Below are 24194 nucleotides of genomic sequence, written 5' to 3'. Positions count from 1 at the left end.
TCGTTGAGGGGACGGCCCGTGGTTACGGGACAAACTTTAACTGGTCCTAACAAAGCCGTTGTACGTGGCGATGGGTGATCAGGCAGACGGCGAGTCCGAGGAACGCTTCGTGGATGTCGTCTCGTCGTTCCCAGCGGATGCGCAAGCGCCGAAAGCCGTGAAGCCAGGCGATCGTGCGCTCGACGACGTAGCGGAAGGTGCCCAGGCCGGTGCCGTGGGGCTCGCCGCGCTTCGCGATCACCGGTCGGATCCCGCGGGCCCAGAGCAGGCGCCGGTACTTGTCGTGGTCGTAGCCGCAGTCAGCCAGCAGCGCGTCGGGGCGCCTGCGCGGCCTGCCGACGCGGCCCGCGACGGGCGGGATCTTGTCGAGCAGTGACAGGAGCTGGGTGACGTCGTTGCGGTTGCCTCCGGTCAGCGACATCGCGAGCGGGATGCCCTGTCCGTCGACGATGAGGTGGTGCTTGCTGCCCGGACGTGCTCGGTCGACCGGGCTGGGCCCGCCTTTGGGCCCCGGCGAGCGGCCCTGACGTGGGAGGAGTCGATCACCGCCCGGGACCAGTCCAGCTTGTCCTTCGACCGTAGCTCCTCCAGCAGCAGTACGTGCAGTTGGTCCCAGACGCTGGCCTCGTTCCAGGCGGCCAGTCGCCGCCAGCAGGTCATGCCGGAGCCGAAGCCCAGCTCCTGGGGCAGGTACTCCCACTGAATGCCGGTGTTGCAGAACGAAGAGGATCCCGCACAACGCCTGCCGGTCCGGCACACGAGGTCTGCCCTCAACCAGCTTCGGTGCCGGCACGGGCAGCAACGGCTCAATGAGCGACCACAGTTCATCCGACACGCTCCAAGGCCGCGACTGACGTTTCCCCACGACCAGACCAACGAGCAGATAAGCCCACAGCCACATGATCAGCGGCTTTTATTAGAGCCAGTAAGTCCCAGCCCGTGCCACAGGTGGGAGTCCTCGGACGGAAGTAAACAGGGAGAATTTCTTCCCCCTTACAGCGCTCGATGCGCGTGCAAGGCTAGGCGGCATACCAAGCAACTCCCATGCCTAGGAATGCCACCGCCATGCCCGCTTCCGACCGCCCGACTGTCTCCGTCGTCCTCATCGAGCTACCACCGCACCCCGGTGGTTACCGAGGCACGCGGTGACACAGACGTCGGCATCGGCGCCACGCGGCATCATGCCGATGAACGCTGGCACCGTCCTCGTCATTCTCATGGCCGGGGCTGTCGCAGGGGCCGGGCACGCCCTCAGCCTGCTTTGGGGGCCAGCCTGAGTGCTCGGCGGCCGTCGCGCCGACAGGCCACCATGCTGCGCGTAGAGAGTCTGGGCAACGACGGCACGACCCTGGTCATCTACTGCCTCGCCGTCGGCAACATGGTCGGCGGGGATCCATGCCCCCCCTCGCTCGGGTTGTCAGTCGCAACAAGATCAGGACAAATTCGGCTTCAGGAGGCGTCGATGGCCAAGGACTTGAGCGAAAAGCCGGTGGACTCACAACCAGCCATGGGAAACCGGCACAGGGTGCGCGTCTCCATCGCCGCGTTGCTGCTCGGCATGCTTATCTCGGCACTCGACCAAACCATTGTCTCCACCGCGCTGCCGACGATCGTCAGCGATCTCGGCGGGATGAGCCATCTGTCCTGGGTCGTCACGGCCTACTTGCTCGCCTCGACCGCGGCGACCCCGCTGTGGGGCAAGCTGGGCGACCAGTACGGGCGTAAGAAGCTTTACCAGGCAGCGATCATGGTCTTCTTGGTCGGATCGGCACTGTGTGGCCTGGCGCAAAACATGTCCGAGCTGATCGCCTTCCGTGCACTGCAGGGACTCGGTGGCGGCGGCCTGATGGTCCTGTCGATGGCGATCGTCGGTGACATCGTGCCGCCCCGGGACCGAGGCCGCTACCAGGGTCTGTTCGGTGCTGTCTTCGGCGCGACCAGCGTCCTTGGGCCGTTGCTCGGCGGACTGTTCGTGGATCATCTGAGCTGGCGCTGGGTCTTCTACATCAACCTACCCGTCGGTTTCGTCGCCCTCCTCGTGATCGCCGCCGCGCTGCGCACCCCAGTCCACGCCGAGAAACATCGGATCGACTACCTCGGTACCCTCCTGGTCGCGGCCGTGGCCACTTGTCTGATCCTGGTGACCTCGCTCGGCGGCAAGACCTGGGGATGGGCGTCGGCCTCGCTCGTCGGGACCGCCACCCTGGGCACCGTGCTGCTCGTGTGCTTCCTGCTCGTCGAGCGCAGAGCCGCCGAACCGGTGCTTCCACTGAAGCTGTTCCTGATCCGTACATTCGCGCTTTCCTCGGCGATCAGCTTCGTGATCGGTTTCGCGATGTTCGGCGCGATGACCTACCTGCCCACGTTCCTGCAGATCGTGCGGGGCGTGTCACCCACCATGTCGGGTGTGCACATGCTGCCGATGGTCCTCGGGCTCCTGCTCACGTCCACCGTGTCAGGCCAGATCGTCTCACGTACCGGGCGCTGGAAGATCTTCCCGGTGCTCGGCACCGCTGTCACCGCCGCGGGGCTGTTGCTTCTGCACCGGCTCAAGGAGTCCTCTGGCGACTTCGAGATGAGCCTCTGCTTCTTCCTTTTCGGCCTCGGACTCGGCCTCGTTATGCAGGTGCTCGTCCTGATCGTGCAGAACGCAGTGTCGTACGAGGACCTTGGCGTCGCCACCTCGGGGGTCACGTTCTTCCGGTCGATCGGCTCCGCTTTCGGCGTCGCCGTCTTCGGCACGATCTTCACCAACCGGCTCGACGACAAGCTGCATGGCGTGTTTGCAGGGACAACGCGCTCGGAGGCAGCAGCAGCCGCGCTCGAGGCCGATCCACGCGCCATGGCCAGTCTACCACCCGAGCTGCGGCTGTCCGCGCTGCACGCGTACGCCACCTCGATCACCGACGTGTTCCTCTACGCCGCCCCGATTGTCCTGCTCGCCTTCGCATTCACCTGGTTTCTCAGGGAGGATCGACTGCGCGGATCAGTCACTGCGCCCGACATGGCGCAGACCATCAGCGTCCACCCCGTGCACCGCTCCTCGCGCGAGGAGGTACACCGCGCCCTGTCCGTGCTCGGGTCACGCGAGGGGCGGCGCGGCATCTACGAGAAGATCACCGCCATAGCCGGATACGACCTGTTGCCCGCCTCCAGCTGGCTGCTGCTGCGGGCGCTGCAACCGGAAAGATCACTGTCGCCGACGCGACTGTCCGAGTACAGCCGGGTGCCATTGCCGGTGATCGAGGCCGCCCTGCAGGAGATTGAGCAGCACCACCTGGCCACTCGCGAGGGCATGGAGCTGGCCCTCACCGCAGCGGGACACGAGGCTGCAGCAAAGCTGTCGGCGGCCCGCGAGGACGTCTTCACTGAACTGTTCGGGGACTGGTGGGGCCCCGGCCGGCCAACAGACCTGGTCGAACTGGCTGACGAGCTGACATCGCAGCTGCCGGGCTCGCATTCAGAGCGGGCGCAGGCCATGGCGCCCCGGCACCGCGAGCGCACGCGCCACACATGATCCTGGGGTGCCACGGCCCGGCTTGGTCGCGGTGAGAGCAGAGCTGCGGAGACCTCGGCAGCGTGATGGAGCCCTGCGCTGAGGGCGCCAGTGCCGAGCCCCAAGTCAGCCGGGACGTTCACCCGTGCAGCCAAGCCCCGTCATGACGGAGTCACCCTGCGTCTGGATCACGTGGACCAAGCCGGCAGCCCCAGATCAGCCGGTTTTGCCAAATCCGGTGGTCCGCCACCGTGTCGCTTCAAGTGCATGAGCGCTCTTGGACTGCTGGTGCTCTTTGGTGATGTGCTTACTTGGACGTCATTCACGCCTCGGGAATGGTGATGCCCAGGCTGATCGGGTCGCGCTCGTCGGGGTCGGGACCGTGGCGTACGCCGGTGTCGAGAGCGTCGATGCGGGCGGTCTCCTCGGCTGACAGCTCGAAGTCGAAGACTTCGAAGTTCTCGGCGATGCGGGCGGGGGTAGTGGATTTCGGGATCGCGGAGCGGCCCTGCTGCAGGTGCCAGCGGAGCATGACCTGGGCCAGCGTCTTACCATGCACGTCGGCGATCTCGCCCAGCACCGGGTCGGAGAGCGTGCTCCTGCGATGCTCGCCCCAGCCGGGATAGAAGGTGATACCGCCGATCGGCGACCACGCCTGGGTGAGAACGCCGTATTGGGCATTGGCCTGCTGCACCTCGGACTGGGTGAAGTAGGGGTGCAGCTCGATCTGGTTCACTGCGGGCACGACGCCGGTATGCTCGATCAGCCGGGCCAGGTGCCGGGGCATGAAGTTGCTGACCCCGATGGAACGCACCTTCCTCTCTGCGAGTAGCGTCTCGAGCGCCCGATAGGCAGCCATGGTCGCGTCGAACCCCTTCGGCGCCGGCTGGTGCAGGATCAGGAGGTCGATCTGCTCCACGCGGAGCTTGTCGGCGGCCTTGTCGAAGGCGTGCAGAGTCTGGTCGTACCCGTAGTCGCTCACCCAGACCTTGGTCTCGATGAACACCTGCGAGCGCTCCAGACCAGAGCGGCGGATGCCCTCACCCACCTGCCGCTCGTTTCCGTACACGGCAGCAGTGTCGATGTGCCGGTAGCCCGTCTTCAGCGCGGTCTCGACCGCCGCCGCAGTTTCTTCCGGGGACGATTGGAACACGCCGAAGCCGAGGGACGGCATCACAACGCCGTTGTTCAGCTTGAGGGAAATGTTGGTCATGATGTCCACCTTAGGAAAGCCCTGCCATGCGAGGGAGGGCACGTCAATACCCCCATGGCCGGGAATATCCGGAGGTCAGGCAGGGATCTCGCCAGTCGTGCTCCTGGGGTCGGCCGCCCAGGACGCCAGCAGCCGCAGGTTGTCGTGGGTCGATGTGCCAGCTTCGGCTGTCCAGACGATGGTCTGCAGGTCGGGGTCGGCAGCCGAGGTGATGGCGTTCCAGTCGAGGTACAGGTCCCCGACGACGGGGTGGCGCAGATGCTTGGATCCGGTGTCCCGGACTGCGATGTTGTGGGCAGCCCACCACTGGCGGAACTGGTCGTCGCGGACCGAGAGTTCTCCCACCAGGGCGGCCATCTGCGCATCGCCGGGGTTGTTGGCGTTGTGCATCCGCATCTGCGCGATGGCCAGCCGGGTGGCATCCTCCCAGTCCGCGTACAGCTCGCGCATCGTCGGGTCGGTGATCAGCAGCCTGACGTAGTAGCGCTGCTGCTCGGGGATCTTCCCGAAGTCGGCGACCAGGGCAGCACCCATAGCGTTCCAGGCGACGATCTCAGTACGCGGCCCGATCACGAACGCCGGGGTGTGTGCCATGTCGTCGAGCATGCGCTGCAGCTGCGGCTGGACCTTGATGCGGGGCCGTCGACGGGGTGGGGGGCAGTCGTGCTCGGCTGCGAGTTTGTAGAGATAGGTGCGCTGGTCGTCGTCCAGGCGTAGGACGCGCGCCAGGATGTCCAGCACTGATTGCGAAGGCTGGATGCGGCCTTGTTCGAGGCGAGCGTAGTAGTAAGTAGTGATGGAAGCCAATACGGCGACATGCTCGCGGCGAAGGCCCGCAGTACGACGCCGCTGACCGCTCTCGGGCAGACCGACGGCGACCGGTTCGAGCTCAGCGCGGCGCGCCTTGAGGAATTCTCCCAGGTCGTTGCGGTGAGGATCGCGGTTCATGTCATCAGCATGGCATCGGACAGCCGCATTGTGAGGGGGAGGATTTTTTACCTGGATGTACTCAGCATCGATTAAATGCGGCTGGTGTTTCCCCTGCATTCGAACGGCTGGCGCATTACCGGCTTTTGGTGCTGTTGAACGGCAGGCCAGGGAGGCGTGGTAGCGGGAGGCCGACGAGGTTCCTGCGACTGGCCTAACGACCTCCGCCACAATCCCCCACCCCGACCACCTACGCGAAGACCAGCAGGTCCTGCGCGACCAGTTGGCTGCGGCTTGTCCGTAGATGACCGCCCTGGAGGCGCTCGTGCGCGACTTCGCCGCCCTTGTTGCTCCCGCTCCCGCGAACACCGAAGGACTCATCCACTGGATCTGGCAGACGCAGGAGGCCGACCACCCTTTCCTGTGCTCCTTCACCACCCTCCCGGGACGCGACCGGGCCACTGTCGAGGCCGCCCTGACCCTGCCCTGGCACAACGGACGCACCGAAGGCGCTAACCACAAGATCAAACTGATTAAGCCAGATGTACGGCCGCGCAGCCCTGCCACTCCTACGCCAGCGCGCCCTGCTCAGCTGACCGGGCTGCCGGGAGCAGCCACCGGCTACGAAAATCTTGGAAGAGCCGAACGTCTTACAGTCCCCTCCGACCGCTCCGACCAGGGCCACCACCCCGCCAAGAGCACGGAGTTGCGAGAACTTCTAGCCGGTCGAGGCGCTTCGTCCGAGCAGGCCTCGGAAGCAGCCGCCGGCGGCATCGCTTCGACCGCATGGCCTTGCGATCAGTCGGGCGTTCGGCGTATCGGCCTTGTTTCGATGCGGGTTCCACAACGGTTACGTCAGGGCTTCAACCACTGGTTCACTCGCGTTCCGCTGTCTGACCTCGCTGGCCGACCCGGAACGTCTGGCAATGCCCGACCCACCACCGACGGTTCCGGCTCCCCGGTGTCGGCGACGCGTGAATCGGGTTCAGGCACGGATTTCGTGAAGTGGATCGTGCTGCCGTGCGCCGGTGATGCTCCGTCACCTGAGCGTTGATCCTGCGGGTGTGTGAGACCTTGCTGGAGATGGTGTTCCCGCACCTGGTGACGGTGCTGGTGGAGCACGTGGTGGTGGAGAGCTGCGTGCTGCGGGTCGCGGCGAGCACGAAGGACGGGACAGCGGCCGTCTGTCCGGGGTGCGGGGCGTCGTCGACGCGCGTGCACAGCCGCTATGGGCGCAGGATCGCCGATGCGCCGGTCGGTGCCCGGCCGGTGCTCATCGAGTTGTCGGTCCGCCGGCTGTTCTGCGACAACAGTGGCTGTGCACGGGTGACATTCGCCGAGCAGGTCGGCGGGCTGACCAGCCCCTACGGTCGGCGAACGCCTGTCCTGCAGCGGGTGATCGGCGAGCTCGGTGTGGTCTTGGCTGCCCGCGCCGTGGCCCGGCTGGCGCTGCTGCTGGGCATCGTGGTCAGCCGGATGACCGTGCTGCGCGTGGTGATGGCGCTGCCGGAGCCGGTCTGGGCGGTGCCGCGGGTGCTGGGTGTGGACGAGTTCGCTACCAGGAAGGGCCGCCGGTACGGCACCATCCTGATCGACTGCGAGACCCGCCAGCCCCTGGACCTGCTGCCCGACCGCGAAGCCGAGACCCTGGCCGCCTGGCTGCACGGCCACCCCGGCGTCGAGATCGTCTGTCGCGACCGCGCCGTGTTCTTCGCCGAGGGCGCTCGCACCGGCGCCCCGCAGGCCCAGCACTGCGCCGACAAATGGCATGTCTGGCACAACCTCGGCGAAGCCGTCGAACGCCTCGTCTCCCACCACCGCGCTCTCCTGCGTGACCTCGTCGAGCCCGCCCCGTTGCCCGACCCAGAACCGGAGCCCTCGCCGGCCCCGGCCGAGGAGAAGCCGCCTGAGCCCTACCCGCCGGGGAAGTTCCTTGACCGGCTCCGCGACACCCATGCCGCGGTCCGCGCCCTGACCGAGCAGGGCCTGAGCCTTCGCGAAGTCGCCCGCCGGCTCGGGCTGGGCCGCAACACCGTCCGCAAGTACGCCCGCGCCGCCACCCCGGAAGCGATGCTGCACGGTCAGTGGCAAGACCGGACCAGCAAGCTCGACCCATACCGGCCCTACCTGGAGCAACGCATCGCCGAGGGCTGCACGAACCTGTCGCGGCTCCACCGCGAGATCCAGGAACGCGGCGCCCGATGCAGTTACAGCACCCTGCGCGACTACGTCCACCCACTGCGCCCCGGACGCCGACAACCCGCCTCCGGCCAGCCGCCGATGGCCCGGCCGCCCTCGCCCCGCGAAGCCACCCGCTGGATTATGAGCCACCCCGACCACCTGCGCACGGACGACCAACTGCAACTCAAGGCACTGCTGAACCGCTCGCCCGAGATCACGGCCGCCACTGCCCACGTCCGGACGTTCGCGACCATCATGAGCAACCGCGAAGGAGACCGGCTGCCGCACTGGATCGCCGACGTCTGCGCCGACGAGCAGTGCGGCCTGGCCTCCTTCGCCGCCGGACTGATCACCGACCTCGACGCCGTCATCTTCGGCATGAGCACCGACTGGTCCTCCGGCCCGGTCGAGGGCCGCGTTAACGACCTCAAGGCCCTCAAGCGCGGCATGTTCGGTCGTGCCCGCCTCCCCCTCCTACGCAAGCGGCTCCTCCTGATCGCCGCCAGCCGACGACCCTAACTTCCGCCGGCTCGGGCCTGGCGGTCCAGGAACTCGATCAATCGCGTCTCCGAACGCAGGAGCCGCTCCCGTTGTTCAGAGGGAAGGGATGCGAGGGCATCGACCAGAACCCGCTTCCGCGGGACATGGACCATGTTCCCGGAGTAGATCCTGCAAGTTGAGCACCAGACGAACCCGATGCACCGCTCGAACATGGAGGACTCGGGCGGATAGAAGCGGTACTGGTACGAGCGGACGGGCGTCCCACATGCGGCGCAGATCCGGCGGTCACCATCCGGAACGGACCAGCCGCTCCCGACCTTGAGCCAGTGTTGCCGCCCGGCTGGTGCTCTTCAAATCGTCATGCCCAGCATTCTGTCCCACCGAGCCTGCCGACACAGCCATCTGAGCAGGTCTCGGCTATCGAGCGCGGACCGTAACGGCCCTTTGATCAACTTCACGGAATCCGTGCCAGAACCCTTTTCAGCCGTCGCCGACACCCCGGCTCAGTCCTGGCGGGAGTCGACACTGAGCTGGGATGCCGGACCGATGCAGGCCCTGCTGAACCAGGCCGCAGACGGATTCAACTGATCGTCAGCAGGAGCTTCGTTCGGCCATGTTCAGCGCAGGCCGTCAGCCTGGTGCCTGGTCCACCAAGTAGCGACCTGGGCGCGACACCTGAAGTCCAATTTGGCCAGGATGTTCTCGATATGCCGGGCAGCAGTACGTGGCGAGAGCCGGAGAGTGGAGGCGATCTGTCTGTTACTCATCCCCTGAGCGACCAACGCCGCCACCTCGCGTTCCCGGCGGGTGAGCGGACCTGCGACAGCGGTCGGCACCGTCGGCTCATGACTGAAGTCCAACGCGTACGGAATAGCCAGGCTGGGGCTCTCGTGGCGAGAGCCTTCCTCGAGTGCCCGCGCGTACGCCTCCGGCCCCAGAGCGCTTGCGACCGCCTTCTCGCAGCGCACGTGATCTTCGGCCGCTCGTGGGCCGAACGCGGATATAGACGTACCGGCGCTGCGCCATAGAGCACTGGCAGTTCCCAGCAGCCGAGCTGCCCTCCCATAAGCTCCTCCGAAGCTGGTAGTCCACGCCAGCAGTTCCAGCATCCTTGCTGTCATTGCGTAGTCGTTGAAGCCCTGCATGCTCGCCAGCGCTGACCGGGCCAACGCTTTAGCCGCCTCTGCGTCGCCGTTGGCCCAGGCATTGTGCCCCAGGCCCAGTAGCACTTGCGCGCGGCCCCACCGCTCCCCACTCACCTCAAAAGCTCCAATGACCTGCCGGCAAGTCTCCGAGGCACGAGGATCCGCAGCATAGGCTTGGACGCAGGCTAGTGCGAGGAGCCAGGAAGTCGCTTCACGCTCATCGCCGAGAGCGGTGAGGGTGGCGCACGCATCCTCATACCGGGAGATACTTTTCTCAGGTTGCCCGCGGTAGTGCGCTGACACGCCGCGGAAGCCACCCACCTGGGCGCGCATCGCTGCGTCGTCCAACTGCTCGCCCAAGGCATCGGCCTCGTCCAGCCATCGGTCGGCCGCCGCCAGATCGCCCTGGGTCAGCGCTACCCAGATGGCGGCCAACAATGCCCGACCCCGCTCCGGTACAGACTCAGGCGCCAGCGCCAGCACCCGTTCTAGTTGGCGACGCCCCTCACTGAGGAATCCGCCGGCGCACCAATGGAAGCCCAGTGCTGCGGCCAGGGCGAGTCTGGTCCGGGGTACGGCGTCGCACTCCAAGGCCGCCAGCAGATTGGGGTGGTCGACACGTAGCTGGGCCAAGGCCTCAACCTGGCCTGGGCCATACCAGTGACCGTCGATGCGCCGGGCCAGGGCAAGGAAGAAGTCCCGGTGGCGCAGCAGAAGCCTCTCCTCGTCTCCGGACTCGGCGAGCTGCTCCCGCCCATACTGCCGGATGGTCTCCAGCAATCGGTAGCGAGACAGACCTTCGGTCTCAAGGGTCAGGACCACGGACTGGCTGACCAGACGGTCGAGGAGGTCCAACACTTCCCGTTTCCCGATGCCCTCTCCGACGCAGACGCCCTCGGCCGCGTCGAGATTGAACCCACCAGCGAAGACGGACAGCCGGTTCCATAGCAACCGCTCGGTCGGCGAGCACAGCTCGTAGCTCCAGCCGATCGCCCCGCGGAGCGTTCGCTGGTGAGGAAGCGCGATCGGGCTGCCACTGGTGAGCAGCCCAAAGCGGTCTTCCAGCCTTTCCGCGACCTGCTCCAGGGTAAGTGTGCGGAGCCGGGACGCGGCCAGCTCGATAGCCAGAGGCAGCCCGTCCAGGTCGGCGCACAACCGGGCGACCACGGCCCAGTTTCCCTTGCTGACCTCAAACCCGGACCGGACCGCACTACCGCGGTCCTCAAGTAGGCCGATGGCGTCCTCGGGAGACAGTGGAGGAACGATGAAAATGTGCTCCCCAGTGATGTCCAGCGTGTGGCGGCTCGTCGCAAGGATGTGCAGCTCGGGCGCGGCAGCCAGCAGATTCATCACCAGCTTGGCACAAGCGTCAGCCAGATGCTCACAGTTGTCCAGCACGACCAACATCCGCCGCTCGGCCAAATACCCCGCGAGCTGTTCCAGGACAGGTCGGGTGCCCAGGTCCGGCACTCCCAGCACGTTCGCGGCCACGCCCGCCACGGCCTCCGGCATCTGCACTGAGGCCAGGTCCACCAGCCATGCCCCATCCGGGAAGGCTTTCGCCGAGGCGGCGGCCACCTCCAACGCGAGCCGGGTCTTGCCGACCCCGCCGGGCCCGGCGAGTGTCACCAACCGCGCTGCCTCCATAAGACTGCGGATTCTGGCGACCTCGGGCTGACGGCCGATGAAGCTGGAGAACGCCGCGGGCAGGTTCCCCGACCGGGGCGCCCCTATGCTCACGGCCAGCGCACCCGCGCGCGGTTCGGCGCGCTGCTCCAGTCCGGCGGACGAGTCGCCAGGAGAGACCTGTGATCTGGGTCGAGCGTCATCGACCGGATCAGAATTAGGTGGACATGCAGATGACATAAGGCTGTTCCAGGGGGCGCATTTTCACGTCACTAAGGTGGACATCGAGTGCGGCTGTCACGTCGGCAAGGCGAGGCTGCTGAAAGTCTTGAAGTTTTGATCCGCGGCCCAAAGGCGTGGGGCCGCAGGGGCTCACGGGAGGGAGAACATGGCAGGGCGTCCAGGTGATGATCTGCTGGTCCGGGTCGGCTGCACGGCCCGGAGCTCATCCGGGGAGAGCTCCTCTATGGCTGGATAACACAGGCCCGTCACTCCCATGAAGATCACCCTGGGGGGCAACGCCAGCTCTCATCGGGCAGACCGACGACGGCTGATTTGAGCTCAGCGCAGCCCGCCCTGAGGAATTCCCCCAGGCCGTTGACATGAGGCTCATGGTTCATGCCGTCAGCGTGGCATCGCAAAGCAGCGTTGTGAGGGGGAGGATTTTTTACCCGTATGCGCTCAGTAGCGGATCATTCGAAGATGCGATCGGGTAATTATGTAACTCAGCCGACTATCCGGATCCGTCCAAGAAAAAGTCAAGGAACGGGCACGCTCGGTGACCGAGCGGGCAACAGCCTTTCCCGCCACCGAGATCCTTCATGACACCATCCAGGAGCTCCACTCTTCAAAAAGGGGCATATTGTTTCATAACATTGCAATAAGCCGAAATCGGGCACACATGCCTGGGGGGGGTGACTGCACAGCTGCCCGGCTGGAGAACCCTGCAGACAGCCCTCGCCGTCGGCATTAATGAGCGCCATGGACTCACGGCCGCTTGATCTTGCAGGCGGCCGACGCCCAGGTACTCGATAACCTCGGCGAGAGTGCTCAGCCTGATGCCAGGCGCGGCGATGCGGCCGGGTTGCGCCAGCAGGCTCCACAGCAGGTCGGCGCCGGTAGCGGTGAAGGCCCGCCACAACGGCACTCCGAGGAACTCCCGGTCGGCCAGGCCGAGTTGTCCCGGCCCGCAGGAGCGGGGCAGGCGGCCCACCAGGGTGACTTCCCCGGTGCGGCAGCCGGCCGGCTCGGCGTCCGGCACGAGGTGCGTGCCCACCTCGATCAAGCAGGCCATCCGCACCTGGGGAAAGGAGCTCTTGTCGTGGCCGCGGCTGTTTCCGGGGCGGCCGAAGGCAGCCTCGTTGGCCAGGCTGTCGGCAACGTCCCAGCAGGTCCCGTCCACCGCCAGCAGCCGCAGTCCCCGCCAGAACGCCCCCGGAGTACTCTCGGTGCCCATCGGTTTTGCGGTCGTGGTGAACAGAACCCGCAACGGTTCCGGACCCAGCAGCTGACGGGCCCTAAACAGCGACGATTTCGCCGGCACGTGCCAGTCGCCCAACAGGCCCTGGCCCCGCAGGCCCTCGACCAGATGCCGCATCACGTCCAGATACGGCGCCGGTGAGAACAGGGCCAGCCCGAGCACGAAGTACACCATCAGCCGGGCCAGCAGCAGACGTCTGCGTTGTTCCGCACGACCGCACGCGGCCACTGCACGATCCACCAGACCGGACGGGTACACCCAGGTCAGCAAACCCAGGCCTGATAACTCGCCGACATCCGCAGACACCCGAACCACCCCCGGGAACACTGCACAGCAACGTACGCCCACGAGCTAACGCAACGGCATGACTCTGCTGGTGATGTTGGGTAGGTCATGCGATGGCTGAGCACAGACTGCGGAAGTGCGTGGCCCGGCGTCGTGTTCTGGGTGCGGTGTCGATCCAGTCGGCCACGCGGGCGACGTTGCAGGCCATCGCGGTGAGGACGTGCTGGACATGGGTTCGGGCCAGACCGCGGTAGCGGGAACGTCGCAGGCCGTGGGCCCGGACGTTCTGCGAGAGGGTGGCCTCGATGCCGGCGCGGATCGCGTAACGGCGCTGCCATTGTTCGGTCTGCTGGTCGAGCCGGTTTCGCGTCTGGATCTCATGCAGAGGCCGGGGCAGCACGGCGATGGACCGGGGCCCGGTGACTGACGTGGTGCACTGCGTGCGGTCTGGGCAGGACCGGCAGTCCGCTTCGGCGAACCGGGCCTGGAGATAGGTATTCCCCTTCATCCTCAGCTCGGTCCAGGACACACTCGTGGCCCCGCGCGGACAGGTCGCCTGCTGTTGTCCCAGTCGATGGTGAAGGCCGCCTTGTCGAAGCCCGCACCGGCCTTGGACTGGCTGCTGTGGTCGGCAGGGACCGGGCCGAGCAGAGTGATGCCGTGCACGCGCTGCGCGCGCTCCCACTCGGGCCGTCACACCACCGCCAACCACCTAGTCAGCAGCGCGCATTGAAGCGGGATCTCAGCATTCAGCGGTTGTGAACTTCCCCCGGCAAGCTCGTCCGGGGTACGGATTCCTCCCCCTCACACGGCTGGCATCCGGTGTTCATCCTGGGTGCGTACCTCGATTCACTATTCGGAAAGCAGTACCAATATGTCTTCTCCTGACCGCCCCGTTGTCGCTGTTGCATTCCATTCGGGTTATGGCCACACAGCCGTGCTTGCCGAGGCCGTGGCGCGCGGTGCGGGCGCGGCCGGCGCCGAGGTCATGTCCATCCCGGTAGACACGATCACCGAGGAGCAGTGGACCCAGCTGGACGGCGCGGACGCGATCATCTTCGGCTCCCCGACCTACATGGGAACCGCTTCGGCGGCCTTCCACACGTTCGCCGAGGCCAGCAGCCAGCGGTGGGCAGTCCAGCAGTGGACCGACAAGATCGCTGCAGGGTTCACGAATTCCGGGGGCAAGAGTGGAGACAAGTCCTCCACTCTCGGTTATTTCGCCACCCTGGCTGCCCAGCACGGCATGCACTGGGTCAGCCTCGGACTCCTGCCGGGCTGGGGGAGCACTACGGGCAGTGAGCACGACATCAACCGTCTCGGCTATTTCCTGGGTGCCGGTGCCCAGACTCCGACCGACCTCGGTCCCGATGCCGTTCACAAGGCCGACATTGCCACCGCTGAAGCCCTCGGCGCCCGCGTCGCCCGGGTCGCCTCGGTCTTCCGGGCTGGTCTTACCGCTGTCAGCGCCTGATTTCCGGCATTCCCCTGTCAGCTGCCTCCAGGTGAAGGAGCCCCCATGTCCGACTCCGCGAACATCAGCCTTGTCCGCCGCTTCTACGAGTCCCGCATGGCCCCGGATGTCATCGCGGAGATCGTGGCGCCGGACCTCATCTGGGACATCACGCCTGGCTTCCCTAACGGTGGGGTCTATCAGGGCTGGGGCAATGTGGCTCATGACTTTTTCGGCCCGTTGAAGCCGAACTTCGAGTCGTTGGGATCCGTCCCCGAGCAGTACTACGAGGACAACGACGGTCACGTCATTGTCCTCGGGCATTATCACGCCGAGACTAAGAGTGGGAACAAGGCAGACGTACGGTTCATCCATCTGTGGACCATCCGTGACGGCAAGATTTCCGGTCTGGTGCAGGCCGCGGACAGTCATGTCCTGCAACAGGCGCTGAACATCTGAGTCCTTTCATCACCACCCGGCCTGCCCTGCCGCGCATGCGCAGATCATCCAGTGCTCCCCAGTAGACTCATGGCGAGGTCCTCTGCGTCATGAGTCCACCTTTCACTGGCTGGCCCGGTTGATGGGGCCAGGGAGCCAGGCCGGTGTATGAGCCGAGGAGACACTAGGCCTCTTCAGCGTTGCCGCTCCAGTGTGAGAATGGCTTTGGCCACTGGCCTCATTCGATTCGAGTTGCATCGGGACCAGCGGAAGATACGCCAGGCTTTCAGGCGGCCGACGCCGCGCTTGTGCAGCGGCAAGTGCCTGGTTGGGGGTCTTTTCGGTGAGAGAGAGTTCCGGCAGTGGCTTGCGTTTGATACTGGTGGCCAGCCATGGACCGGCACCCAGGTAGGCGAGACCGGCCAGGATAGGAACGCCCTGGCGCTCGCAGATCCGGATGATCCGGTGGGTTCGGCCCGACAAGGCGGGTAAGAGTCACAGCAGCCGGCCGCCGGTCGGTGACGACCTGCACATTCACCGCCGTGGCGCCGGTGTTTGTGGGAGTAGTCGCCCCTTCCGTCGCCGACCCGGTCGCACTCGGCGAGCGAGCTGTCCAGCAGGACGAAGTCCGCGTCGCTCTCGTGCAGAATCTTGAGCAGACCCGGTGCTCGTCCGGCGAGGAGGTGGACGACCGCGCTGGTGTAGGCGTGGGCCGTGGACTCGCAGACGATCTTCGCCAGAAGGGTGTGTTCGCGCAGACACACCAGTGCCACCATCGCGCGCTGAGACGGGCGCAGCTTGCATCGGCGGTCGCCCTCACGAGTGACGATGAGCATGGTGACCCATTCCACGAGCGCATGCGGCAGGTCGAACGCGGCAGGATGGATGGCCAACGAGGCCCCCGAGCAATGTGGTTGAGACGTCAGACATCTCGATCATCAGCCCAGGGGCCCGCTCGTTGCGCTTCACTGGCCATCACCTGAACGACGACCAGCTCGAAGAAGCTCACTGGGCCGTACGCAGTCTCCAAGGGGCAGGGGCGGCTACGAAATCGCTGCGGCCGCCTCAAACCCTCAGTCTGGCGGAATCCCATTACTTCTTCTGCACCCAGATGTCTAGGCACCGTCTTTCCCTCTCACAGCGCCCGAACATCGTGCGACTCTTGGAGACATGAGTCGTGACCTGCACCTGAATGAGCTGGGAGAGTTCCTCAAAGCACGGCGCGCCAGCGTCAGCCCGGCTGACGTAGGCCTTCCCGCCGCCAGCGAACAGCCCCGGCGGGTGGCCGGTCTGCGCCGTGAGGAGGTCGCGCTGCTGGCCTCCATCAGCACCGAGTACTACGCGCGGATCGAGCAAGGTCGTCTGCAGGCATCTACTCCCGTGCTGGCCGAGCTTGCCAGGGTGCTCCAACTCAACGCGGACCAACGCACCTATCTTTTCGAGCTCGCCGCCAAGAACGAACTACCTCCTCGCAGTACCCGGCAGACGGTGGATCCGCAGTTGCAGTTCCTCCTCGACGACCTCGCCACCAGCCCCGCGGTCGTTGTCGGCCGTCGTACCGACGTTCTGGCCTGGAACCAGCTGGGCGCCGCTCTGTTCGCCGACTTCGGGAACATCCCGGAGGAGCGACGCACTTATATCCGAATGCTGTTCACCGATCCCGCGCTGCGAGCTCTGTACGCGGACTGGGAAGAAGTCACCCACTTGGCCATCGCACAGCTCCGCATGGAGAGCGCCCGTTACCCGGGCGACCCGAAGCTGACCGGTCTCGTCCGCGAGCTTTCGGCACACGATGCGCAGTTCCGGCAGTGGTGGACCGAGCACCACGTCGCCATCAGGACCACCGGAACGAAAAGGCTGCATCATCCGGTCGTCGGAGACCTCATCCTCGGGTGGAACGCCCTCGGCTGCGCCTCCGATCCCGACCAGCAGATCATCGCCTGGACCGCCCCACCCGGTTCCCCGTCCCACGACACCTTGCGGCTACTCGCCTCGTGGGCTGCGGACCAGAAGCTCATGGCATCCGGCGTCGTCACCTGATGACACGTCGGGTCAACTGTTCAGCAGCGCGTTCGGTTTTAGGTCTGGCTCGGGGTCACCTCCGCGCCGCTTTCCCGTAGACCGGAAGAACTTCACGCCTTCTTCGTCAGGAGCCATCGGCAGACTGATTCACGCGGACGCAGCAGGAGCGGCTGTGAGCGCCGGCTTGGCTCCAAACGCGGCGCATTTCCCGAGACCTGAGCCCCTGCCAACGTAGACTGTGCTGCAGACTTTAAAAGTCCTGGCGAAGGCGTCGGAGGTAGCTCCGCACCCACACCGACAGGCCGCAAGCGGGGAAAGAACATCCTGGGAACCGCGTTCCTGGGAAAAATCTCTCCCCGCCAGCCGGGCGAGGCCCAGGTGCAGACTGTCCCAATGACCAGCGACGCCCACCTCAAGGAGCTAGGCGAGTTCCTCAAAGCCCGCCGCGCCGAACTCAGCCCTCGTAGCGTCGGCCTGCCCAACACCGGCCCGCGCCGTGTCCCAGGGTTGCGCCGGGACGAAGTCGCCCAGCTCGCTTCCATCAGCAGCGGCTACTACGCTCGCCTCGAACAGGGCCGTATACAGCCCTCCGGCCCCGTTCTGGAGGCCCTCGTGCGCGTCCTGCATCTCAGCGACGGCCAGCGGGACCACGTCTTCCAGTTGGCGGGCAAGGACAGCACCCGGCCCCGGCGCCAAAGGGTACAGAAGGTCTGGCCGGTGCTGCAGTGGCTGCTCGATGACCTCGCCTCCACACCTGCCGTCGTGATGGGCCGCTATCTGGACGTCCTTGCCTGGAACGCCCTCGGCGCCGCCCTGGTCACCGACTTCTCGCAGATCCCCGAGAAGCACCGCAACTACGTGCGCATCTTGTTTACCGACCCCGCCATGCGCTCTTTGTACGCCGACTGGCATAGCGTGGCCCGCCTCTGTGTGGCCATGCTCCGTGTGGAGGCTGGCAGGTATCCTCAGGATGCCCGCCTGGCCGCGCTGATCGGTGAGTTGTCTGTGCGGGACGATGACTTCCGTACCTGGTGGGGCGATCACAAGGTCAACTCCGTGACCATCGGTGCCAAAGCCCTCCACCACCCCATTGCCGGCGACCTCACGCTCGGCTGGCACACCCTGGCAGCCGCCTCCGACCCCGACCAGCGCCTCACTGTATGGACCGCCGAGCCCGGCTCCCCCAGCCACGACAGTCTGCGCCTGCTGGCATCCTGGGCCGCCAGCAACACCTCCACCGCCTGACCCGCAGGTCTGCACCCGGCACGGGGAGGCCAATAACTTGCAGAACTTGGGCCAGGACTCTGCCGACTTACGCCTTCCGGGTGATCCTGTACTGGCTGATCTGTGCCGACAGGGCAACGTCCCTCCCGTGGCCTTGGGGTCGTGGGCAGAAGGCTCATGGCTGGTGTCAGGTGTTGAACCGGACCTTGCCGACCCATGCGACTGCCTGCAAGTCGCGATGGTCAACGATGGGGCTGCGGCCCGTGTCCAGTGTGGCGATGCGCGCCATCTCGTCATCGGTGAGTTGAAAGTCGAACACGTCGAGATTCTCCGCCATCCGCTCGGGCCGGACGGACTTCGGGATTGAGACGATCCCGCGCTGGATCAACCAGCGGAGGGCGATCTGGGCGACGGACTTGCCATGTGTGTGAGCGATGTCGGCAAGCAGCGAGTTCTCGAAGAAGCCTCTGTTGCCCTCTGCCAGCGGTCCCCAAGACTCGTGCTGAACGCCGTGCTCAAGCATCAACTGCTGGTCGTCAGCGCGCTGGAAGAAGACATGGGTCTCGATCTGATTGACCGCGGGGACGATCTCGTTGTGTGTGATCAAGTCGGCAAGCCGGTCCGGGTAAAAGTTGCTCACCCCAATCGCCCGGGCACGGCCGTCACGGTTGAGTTCTTCCATGGCTCGCCATGAGCCGTAATAGTCGCCGAAGGGCTGGTGGATCAGGTAGAGGTCGAGGTAGTCGAGCCCCAGTCGGTCGAGAGAGCGCTCGAAGGCGCGCTTGGCGGGGACTTCGCCGGCATCCTGTACCCACAGTTTCGTGGTGATGAAGAGTTCGTCGCGCGGGATGCCGCTCGCAGCGATGGCCCGGCCCACAGCTTGCTCGTTCTCGTACGCCGCGGCAGTGTCGATCATGCGATAGCCGACATCGAGTGCGGCCTCAACAGCCCTTTGGGTCCGGTCTTCTGAGATCTGGAAGACGCCGAAGCCGAGAATGGGCATCTCCCCGCCGGTGTTGAGGGTGACATGAGGAATCTTCACAGGCATGTCGATGATCGCTTTCGCTAGATGACGGGCTCTCACGAAAGATCGAGGTTGGCTCTGGGCGTGAATGTCGAGGTCTGGCCCGGTGATTGCGGTTTGGCGGCCCTCCTGCACACGCCAGGCTCGGGCGAGGAGGGGATGCAGGTGCAGCCGCTTGCTGGCTCATGCGAGGACACCGGATGCCCCTGTCCCGAGGTCCTCCCCGGGCTGGTCCACAGTCTCGGCACAACCTTCGGCTCTCGGCGAATTGTGGCGCTTCGGGATGCGTGCGATGTGGTTCGTCGTCACCAGGGCAGCTGCTTGCCGTCCCTGAAGAAGAGGCCGGTGGGACCGTCGTCGGGCAAGGTAGCGGCCCATACGATGCCCTTGGCGCCCTCGGAGACGGGGCGAGCCCATCCCTCTGAGCCGGGGCGTGTGGCGGTAACTCCGGGACACACGGAGTTCACGAGGATGTTGTCGCTCTTGAGCTCCTTCGCCATCTTGATCGTGAGTCCGTTGAGTGCTGTCTTGGTCAGGGCGTAAGCCGAGATCGGCATCGCGCCGAATCGGGCCATCTCGAATCCGGGGAAGTTGACCAGACCGTAGTCGGGGTCCCAGAACGCCCCTGCGCCGCTGGACACATTGACGATCCTGCCGTGGCCGCTGGCCACGAGAAGGGGCAGCAACTGCTGGGTGACGCTCCATGTGCCGACCACGTTGGTCTGGAACTCGAGCAGCAGCTGGTCCATGTCCTTGTCCGCAACGCGCGAGGAGCCCGCCAGCGTCATCATCGCGGCGTTGTTGATGAGGATGTCCAGCTTCCCGAACTGCCCTTCGACGCGCTGCGCGGCCGTGGTCAGGCTTGCGCGGTCGAGCAGGTCCAGTTTCAGAGCGGACGCGTCGACGCCCTGGGCAACGAGTTCTGCGGCGAGGGGCTCCACCTGGTCAAGCCGCCGGGCGGAGAGAATGACGTGGAACCCTGCGGCACCCAGCTGCCTGGCGATCTCGAACCCCAGCCCTTCTCGTCGGCCGGATCCGGTGATTAGTGCAGTGCGCATACTTTTGTCTTTCTTCGTCTGGCCATTTACGCGTGAACTGTTGACGTGGGACGTTAGATCAACTTTGCCGCCGCGCACCTGAGGCCAACAATGGGAGGCTCCCATCCCTGGGTGGAGCAAACCGGGGATGTTTTTCTCCCCCTCATCTAACTTGCATCGATATGCACAACCGGCTACAGGGGCTGCGTTGCCGGCACCTCGATCCTGGACGCTCGACCGTCCTGGAGTCCATACACCTTGAGCGCGTCGAGGAGGACATCGACATCCTGGACTTCAAGCTGACCGTGGAAGACTATGCACACATTGACGCCCCGGACACCGGTCTGCGGGCCGGGGCCGATCCGGACGCCATGAATCGGACGGACCGCGCCAGCATGGATGCCAATATCAACAGCCAGCGAGCGTGCGAGTCCAGCGGTGGCTCTGAGCGAGGTAGCCGATCGTGCCTTCGCCGACTGTCGGATCGGCTTCGCCGTACTTGTCGTCCACGACGCGGGCGTCGCGGACGACGGCCCGGTCATGGGTGGCTGCCCGGGTCCGTCCGTCACTCTTCCGGGATGCTTGAGTGCAGCGTGAGCTGCGATGTCATTGCCCAGACCTCCACCAGTTGTCGGGGCGGGCTCTTGCCGACCACACCGTGTAAAGGCCCACGACCGAAGACTCGCCTTGATCATCAACCGCTTCAGCCTGTTGGGCGAGCGTTCGAGGCTAACCTCGCGCTTTCGCGAGTGGGGCTGTCCGGGTCTTGATCAAATAAGTGGAGAGTGCTGCTGACCTGCAACGATGGGACTTGTCGAGGGTCCTGTCAGCTGCAAGGAAAGAAGCACTCTCCAGGTGAAGAAGCGTAGCGGGTCGTACCCGCGTGTCCGTGTCGAGGGCGGCGGCCGTGGGGCGGTCTCGCAGGCCGGGTCGGTGCTGCTGGTCGAGACGGTCCGCAAGTCCGGCCTGGATACCGCGATATCGGCGGCGCTGGCGCCGTGGCGCAAGCCGCGGGCGGTGCACGACCCGGGCAAGATCCTGCTGGATGTGGCCCTGGCCGTCGCACTCGGCGGAGACTGCCTGGCCGACGTCGGCATGCTGCGGGCCGAGCCGGGTGTGTTCGGCCCGGTGGCTTCCGATCCGACGGTCTCCCGTCTCGTCGACGCGCTCGCCAAGTCAGGCCCGAAAGCCCTGGCCGCGATCCGGGATGCACGTTCCCACGTGCGCGGGCGGGTCTGGGAGCTGTCCGGGACAAGCAGTCCGGCCGCCGACGGCCACGTGATCGTGGACATCGACGGTGTGCTGGTCCTCGCCCACTCCGAGAAGCAGGACGCCACCGCGACCTGGAAGAAGACCTTCGGCCATCACCCGCTCGTCGCGTTCGTCGACCACGGCCCATCCGGGTCCGGGGAACCGGTGGCCGCCCTGCTGCGGCCCGGCAACGCGGGCTCCAACACCGCTGCCGACCACATCGAAACCGCCCGACTCGCCCTGGCACAACTGCCCAAACCCCTGCGGCGGGGACGGCAGACACTGATCCGGACCGACTCCGCCGGCGGCACCCACACCTTCCTCGACTGGCTCTCCAGACGCGGCCGGTGGCTGTCGTATTCCGTCGGAATGACCGTCACCGACGCCATCCACCAGGCCGTGCTGAACATCCCGAAGAAGGCATGGACGCCGGCCTACGACTCCGGCGGCACCGAGCGGCCCGGCGCCTGGGTCGCGGAGATCACTGACATGCCCGACCTGAGCTCCTGGCCGAAGAACATGAGGCTGGTCGTCCGCAAGGAACGCCCGCACCCCGGCGCCCAGTTGCGCATCACCGACGTCGACGGGCTGCGGCTGACCTGCTTCGCCACCAATACCAAGGGCGGCCAGCTCGCCGACCTCGAACTGCGTCACCGCCGCCGGGCCCGCTGCGAGGACCGTATCCGAAACGCCCGCCATACCGGTCTGCGCAGCCTGCCCCTGCACGACACCGCCCAGAACCGGATCTGGCTCGAGATCGTCCAGCTCGCCCTCGATCTCCTCGCCTGGATGCCGATGCTCGCCCTGACCGGCGATACCCGCCGATGGGAACCGAAGAAGCTCCGTCTGCGCCTGTTCTCCGCCGCCGCCCGGCTCGTGAACACCGGACGCCGCCACTGGCTCCGCTTCACCGCCCGATGGCCCTGGACCGACATCATCACCCACGCGATCGACAGGCTCCACAGCCTCCCGAACCCCATCTGACCAGCCACTTCGACCGTCCCGACAACCCGCACCACCCCACCGGCGAAGTGGAACCCGGCGCCCACCCGACGCGAAAGCCGGGCCCTCAACCTGCCCCAGCCCCGAAAAGGCCCCACCACACAGACACAGAGTCCCCGCCAACAAGCTGACGGGGACCATGAACGATCGAGGCTAACGCTGCCGCAGCCCTGGAAAGTCGGGACCGAGATCGACGCGCAGAGTGCGGACGATGTCGCCGACCATACGGTAGTTGGTGATCAGATACATCAGTTCAATGATTTGCTTTTCGTCGTAATTTTGATGCATCTTCAGCCACGTGGCGTCATCCATGTCGCCGGTCTTGTAGAACTGGTCGACGCCCGCGAGCAGTGCAGCTTCCTGTGGCGACCAGCGCTCGTCGCTCGGGCCGACGATGATCTGATCGACCTCGGATTCAGTGAAATGAACCCCGCCCTCCTTGCCAGCCTCTGCATGTCTGGCCGGGTAGATGTGAGTCACCCAGTTCAGCGGGGACTGCCCGAGCCAGGCCGTGCGCGCGATGACAAGCTCGCGCAGGCGGCTTGGCAACGCACCGCGATAAGCGATGTACCCCATCAGAGGAAGCCAGGAGGCGAACAGTTCAGAATGCCGGGCAAACGTCAATGGCATGTTTTCGGGCTGCCCTAGCATCCCTCCTTCCGTCCGGACGGTCTCATGGACAGTCCCCAGTTTGTCTTTCATCTCAGGGGACCATTGGTCATAGGGAAGCGGCGCTATGCGCGGCGCATCGGGTTCCGCTGACGTAGGATCGGACCGCCTCGTCATCAAAAATTCTCCATTTTGGGTTGAATCCAGAAAAGGCTCAAGGACCTGGTCTCGAACCTCTTCGGTGCATCATCTCGCCAGCGAGGGCGGCGGGCAGGTGCCGGCCACCGTTGAGCCGGGGCCTCGAAGGACGAGATTGGGCAGGGCGTCTGGTCGTCGGATCGACGATCAGATGGAGGGTTCGGGAGTACCGTAGAAGGCCAGGACCGTCGCAGCGATGAACTCTCCCCGGTCCCAGGTCTTCCAGCGGGCCCCTACTTCCTCGCCGAGTTGTGTTACGGCCTCCTCGAAGCGAGCGCCGGCAGCCTTCAGTTCCATGGCGCGATCACGGATGTAGGCGAGGTAGTCGCGGTCCTCGTGCAGGACGCTCACGTCGGTGACTTCCCCGTGGCCGGGCACGACAATTCGGGGAGCGAGGGCAAGCAGCTGGTCGAGGACCTCAATCCAGTGGTTGCCGTCCGAGTCGGTGTCGTGGGGGCCGTGCATCATGTAGGGCACGATCGGGAACATGCGCGTCACTGCCAGATCCCCGCTGAAGAGCACGTTCCCGTCCACGAGCACCGTCTGATCGCCATGAGTGTGCGCCGGGCCCCATTCACGCAGGACCGCGGTGCGTCCTCCGAGTTCGAGCTGCAGCTCACCGTCGTAGGCAATGTCGGGCTGCACGAACTCGACATCCTTCAACTCTGCGGCGATGCTCTCCGCAAAGCTGCTGAACATGGCGAGGTCGTCGGCACCCTTGCGCTGAAGTTCCTTGTACTGCCTGCGGTTGTAGACGATCGTGGCCGAGCCGCGGAACGCCTGCGCGCCGAACCCGTGCTCGGGGTGGTAGTGCGTGATGGTCAGGTACAGGTGCCGGTCACCTGCCAGACGCTTGGCATGGTCGAGGACGTAAGCACCGTTGCGGGGTCCCATGCCCGTGTCGATCACGAGGGCGGCGTGCTCGCCGACGACGATGCCGATGTTGGGGACGGCCGGGTTGCGCTGGTCTGGGATCACGAAGACGCCGTCGGCGACTTTGCGGGGCTCTCCCTGGACGAGAGGTGCGGGAACGGCGGTGACGTCAGGGGTGGTCATCGAGAAGCTCCGATCTGAGGAACTGG

The 24194-nt window shown here is 65.6% G+C and carries 18 protein-coding genes and 2 pseudogenes; 8 read left to right on the top strand and 12 right to left on the bottom strand.

The window, feature by feature from the left end:
* Positions 1 to 46: 46 nt before the first annotated feature.
* A pseudogene (locus ACIPSJ_RS49795) lies at positions 47 to 901 on the bottom strand (IS5 family transposase).
* 561 nt (positions 902 to 1462) lie between these two features.
* Between ACIPSJ_RS49795 and ACIPSJ_RS49790 the strand changes: the two are divergent.
* Positions 1463 to 3517 carry a DHA2 family efflux MFS transporter permease subunit gene (locus ACIPSJ_RS49790; protein WP_401356672.1) on the top strand — a complete coding sequence of 685 codons (2055 nt, stop codon included), beginning with the start codon at positions 1463 to 1465 and terminating at the stop codon, positions 3515 to 3517.
* 301 nt (positions 3518 to 3818) lie between these two features.
* Here the strand turns inward: ACIPSJ_RS49790 and ACIPSJ_RS49785 are convergent, their stop codons facing one another.
* A complete protein-coding gene (locus ACIPSJ_RS49785; RefSeq protein ID WP_401356669.1) occupies positions 3819 to 4709 on the bottom strand; it encodes an aldo/keto reductase in 891 nt (296 codons plus the stop codon).
* A gap of 75 nt (positions 4710 to 4784) precedes the next feature.
* Complete coding sequence (locus tag ACIPSJ_RS49780; protein ID WP_401356666.1) at positions 4785 to 5657, bottom strand: helix-turn-helix domain-containing protein; 873 nt, start codon at positions 5655 to 5657, stop codon at positions 4785 to 4787.
* A gap of 283 nt (positions 5658 to 5940) precedes the next feature.
* Here ACIPSJ_RS49780 and ACIPSJ_RS49775 point away from each other — a divergent pair, with 283 nt between their 5' ends.
* Complete coding sequence (locus tag ACIPSJ_RS49775) at positions 5941 to 6690, top strand: hypothetical protein (protein WP_401356664.1); 750 nt, start codon at positions 5941 to 5943, stop codon at positions 6688 to 6690.
* Between the two features lie 8 nt (positions 6691 to 6698).
* The gene (locus tag ACIPSJ_RS49770; protein WP_401356661.1) at positions 6699 to 8336 is read left to right on the top strand and encodes an ISL3 family transposase; all 1638 of its coding nucleotides are present in this window, start codon (positions 6699 to 6701) and stop codon (positions 8334 to 8336) included.
* Positions 8337 to 8935: 599 nt separating this feature from the next.
* On the opposite strand, the gene ACIPSJ_RS49765 is transcribed toward ACIPSJ_RS49770, so the two are convergent.
* The 4 genes from ACIPSJ_RS49765 to ACIPSJ_RS49750 all read right to left on the bottom strand — a co-directional run bounded on the left by ACIPSJ_RS49765 (position 8936) and on the right by ACIPSJ_RS49750 (position 13520).
* Positions 8936 to 11095 carry an ATP-binding protein gene (locus tag ACIPSJ_RS49765; protein WP_401356658.1) on the bottom strand — a complete coding sequence of 720 codons (2160 nt, stop codon included), beginning with the start codon at positions 11093 to 11095 and terminating at the stop codon, positions 8936 to 8938.
* Positions 11096 to 11936: 841 nt separating this feature from the next.
* Complete coding sequence (locus tag ACIPSJ_RS49760; protein ID WP_401356655.1) at positions 11937 to 12875, bottom strand: IS4 family transposase; 939 nt, start codon at positions 12873 to 12875, stop codon at positions 11937 to 11939.
* Between the two features lie 85 nt (positions 12876 to 12960).
* A complete protein-coding gene (locus ACIPSJ_RS49755; RefSeq protein ID WP_401356653.1) occupies positions 12961 to 13362 on the bottom strand; it encodes a transposase in 402 nt (133 codons plus the stop codon).
* Positions 13363 to 13364: 2 nt separating this feature from the next.
* Positions 13365 to 13520: a hypothetical protein gene (locus ACIPSJ_RS49750; RefSeq protein WP_401356651.1), complete on the bottom strand. Its 156-nt coding sequence runs from the start codon at positions 13518 to 13520 to the stop codon at positions 13365 to 13367.
* Positions 13521 to 13728: 208 nt separating this feature from the next.
* Between ACIPSJ_RS49750 and ACIPSJ_RS49745 the strand changes: the two genes are divergently transcribed.
* Both ACIPSJ_RS49745 and ACIPSJ_RS49740 read left to right on the top strand, forming a co-directional pair.
* Positions 13729 to 14328, top strand: coding sequence for a flavodoxin family protein (locus ACIPSJ_RS49745; RefSeq protein WP_401356649.1), 600 nt, complete (start codon positions 13729 to 13731; stop codon positions 14326 to 14328).
* Positions 14329 to 14373: 45 nt separating this feature from the next.
* Positions 14374 to 14766, top strand: a complete 393-nt coding sequence (locus tag ACIPSJ_RS49740; RefSeq protein WP_401356647.1) for a nuclear transport factor 2 family protein — start codon at positions 14374 to 14376, stop codon at positions 14764 to 14766.
* A gap of 173 nt (positions 14767 to 14939) precedes the next feature.
* On the opposite strand, the pseudogene ACIPSJ_RS49735 reads toward ACIPSJ_RS49740, so the two are convergent.
* A pseudogene (locus tag ACIPSJ_RS49735) lies at positions 14940 to 15638 on the bottom strand (transposase family protein).
* Between the two features lie 277 nt (positions 15639 to 15915).
* Here ACIPSJ_RS49735 and ACIPSJ_RS49730 point away from each other — a divergent pair.
* Entirely contained in the window at positions 15916 to 16785 is an 870-nt protein-coding gene (locus tag ACIPSJ_RS49730) for a helix-turn-helix domain-containing protein (RefSeq protein ID WP_401356644.1), read from the top strand.
* Between the two features lie 375 nt (positions 16786 to 17160).
* Positions 17161 to 18012, top strand: a complete 852-nt coding sequence (locus tag ACIPSJ_RS49725; protein WP_401356641.1) for a helix-turn-helix domain-containing protein — start codon at positions 17161 to 17163, stop codon at positions 18010 to 18012.
* A 166-nt stretch (positions 18013 to 18178) separates the two neighbouring features.
* Here ACIPSJ_RS49725 and ACIPSJ_RS49720 read toward each other — a convergent pair whose 3' ends face one another.
* Positions 18179 to 19039, bottom strand: a complete 861-nt coding sequence (locus ACIPSJ_RS49720) for an aldo/keto reductase (RefSeq protein ID WP_401356640.1) — start codon at positions 19037 to 19039, stop codon at positions 18179 to 18181.
* Between the two features lie 281 nt (positions 19040 to 19320).
* Positions 19321 to 20073, bottom strand: coding sequence for an SDR family NAD(P)-dependent oxidoreductase (locus ACIPSJ_RS49715; RefSeq protein ID WP_401356638.1), 753 nt, complete (start codon positions 20071 to 20073; stop codon positions 19321 to 19323).
* An 834-nt stretch (positions 20074 to 20907) separates the two neighbouring features.
* Here ACIPSJ_RS49715 and ACIPSJ_RS49710 point away from each other — a divergent pair.
* Positions 20908 to 22287 carry an IS1380 family transposase gene (locus ACIPSJ_RS49710; RefSeq protein WP_401356635.1) on the top strand — a complete coding sequence of 460 codons (1380 nt, stop codon included), beginning with the start codon at positions 20908 to 20910 and terminating at the stop codon, positions 22285 to 22287.
* Between the two features lie 171 nt (positions 22288 to 22458).
* Here ACIPSJ_RS49710 and ACIPSJ_RS49705 read toward each other — a convergent pair whose 3' ends face one another.
* Together ACIPSJ_RS49705 and ACIPSJ_RS49700 are read right to left on the bottom strand one after the other, a co-directional pair.
* Positions 22459 to 23007: a carboxymuconolactone decarboxylase family protein gene (locus ACIPSJ_RS49705; protein ID WP_401356633.1), complete on the bottom strand. Its 549-nt coding sequence runs from the start codon at positions 23005 to 23007 to the stop codon at positions 22459 to 22461.
* Positions 23008 to 23259: 252 nt separating this feature from the next.
* The gene (locus ACIPSJ_RS49700; protein ID WP_401356630.1) at positions 23260 to 24168 is read right to left on the bottom strand and encodes an MBL fold metallo-hydrolase; all 909 of its coding nucleotides are present in this window, start codon (positions 24166 to 24168) and stop codon (positions 23260 to 23262) included.
* Between the last annotated feature and the right edge of the window lie 26 nt (positions 24169 to 24194).

It is taken from the genome of Streptomyces sp. NPDC090088, from assembly GCF_044747345.1.
Taxonomy (GTDB): Bacteria; Actinomycetota; Actinomycetes; order Streptomycetales; family Streptomycetaceae; genus Streptomyces.
This window is presented reverse-complemented; position numbering and strand designations above follow the sequence as displayed.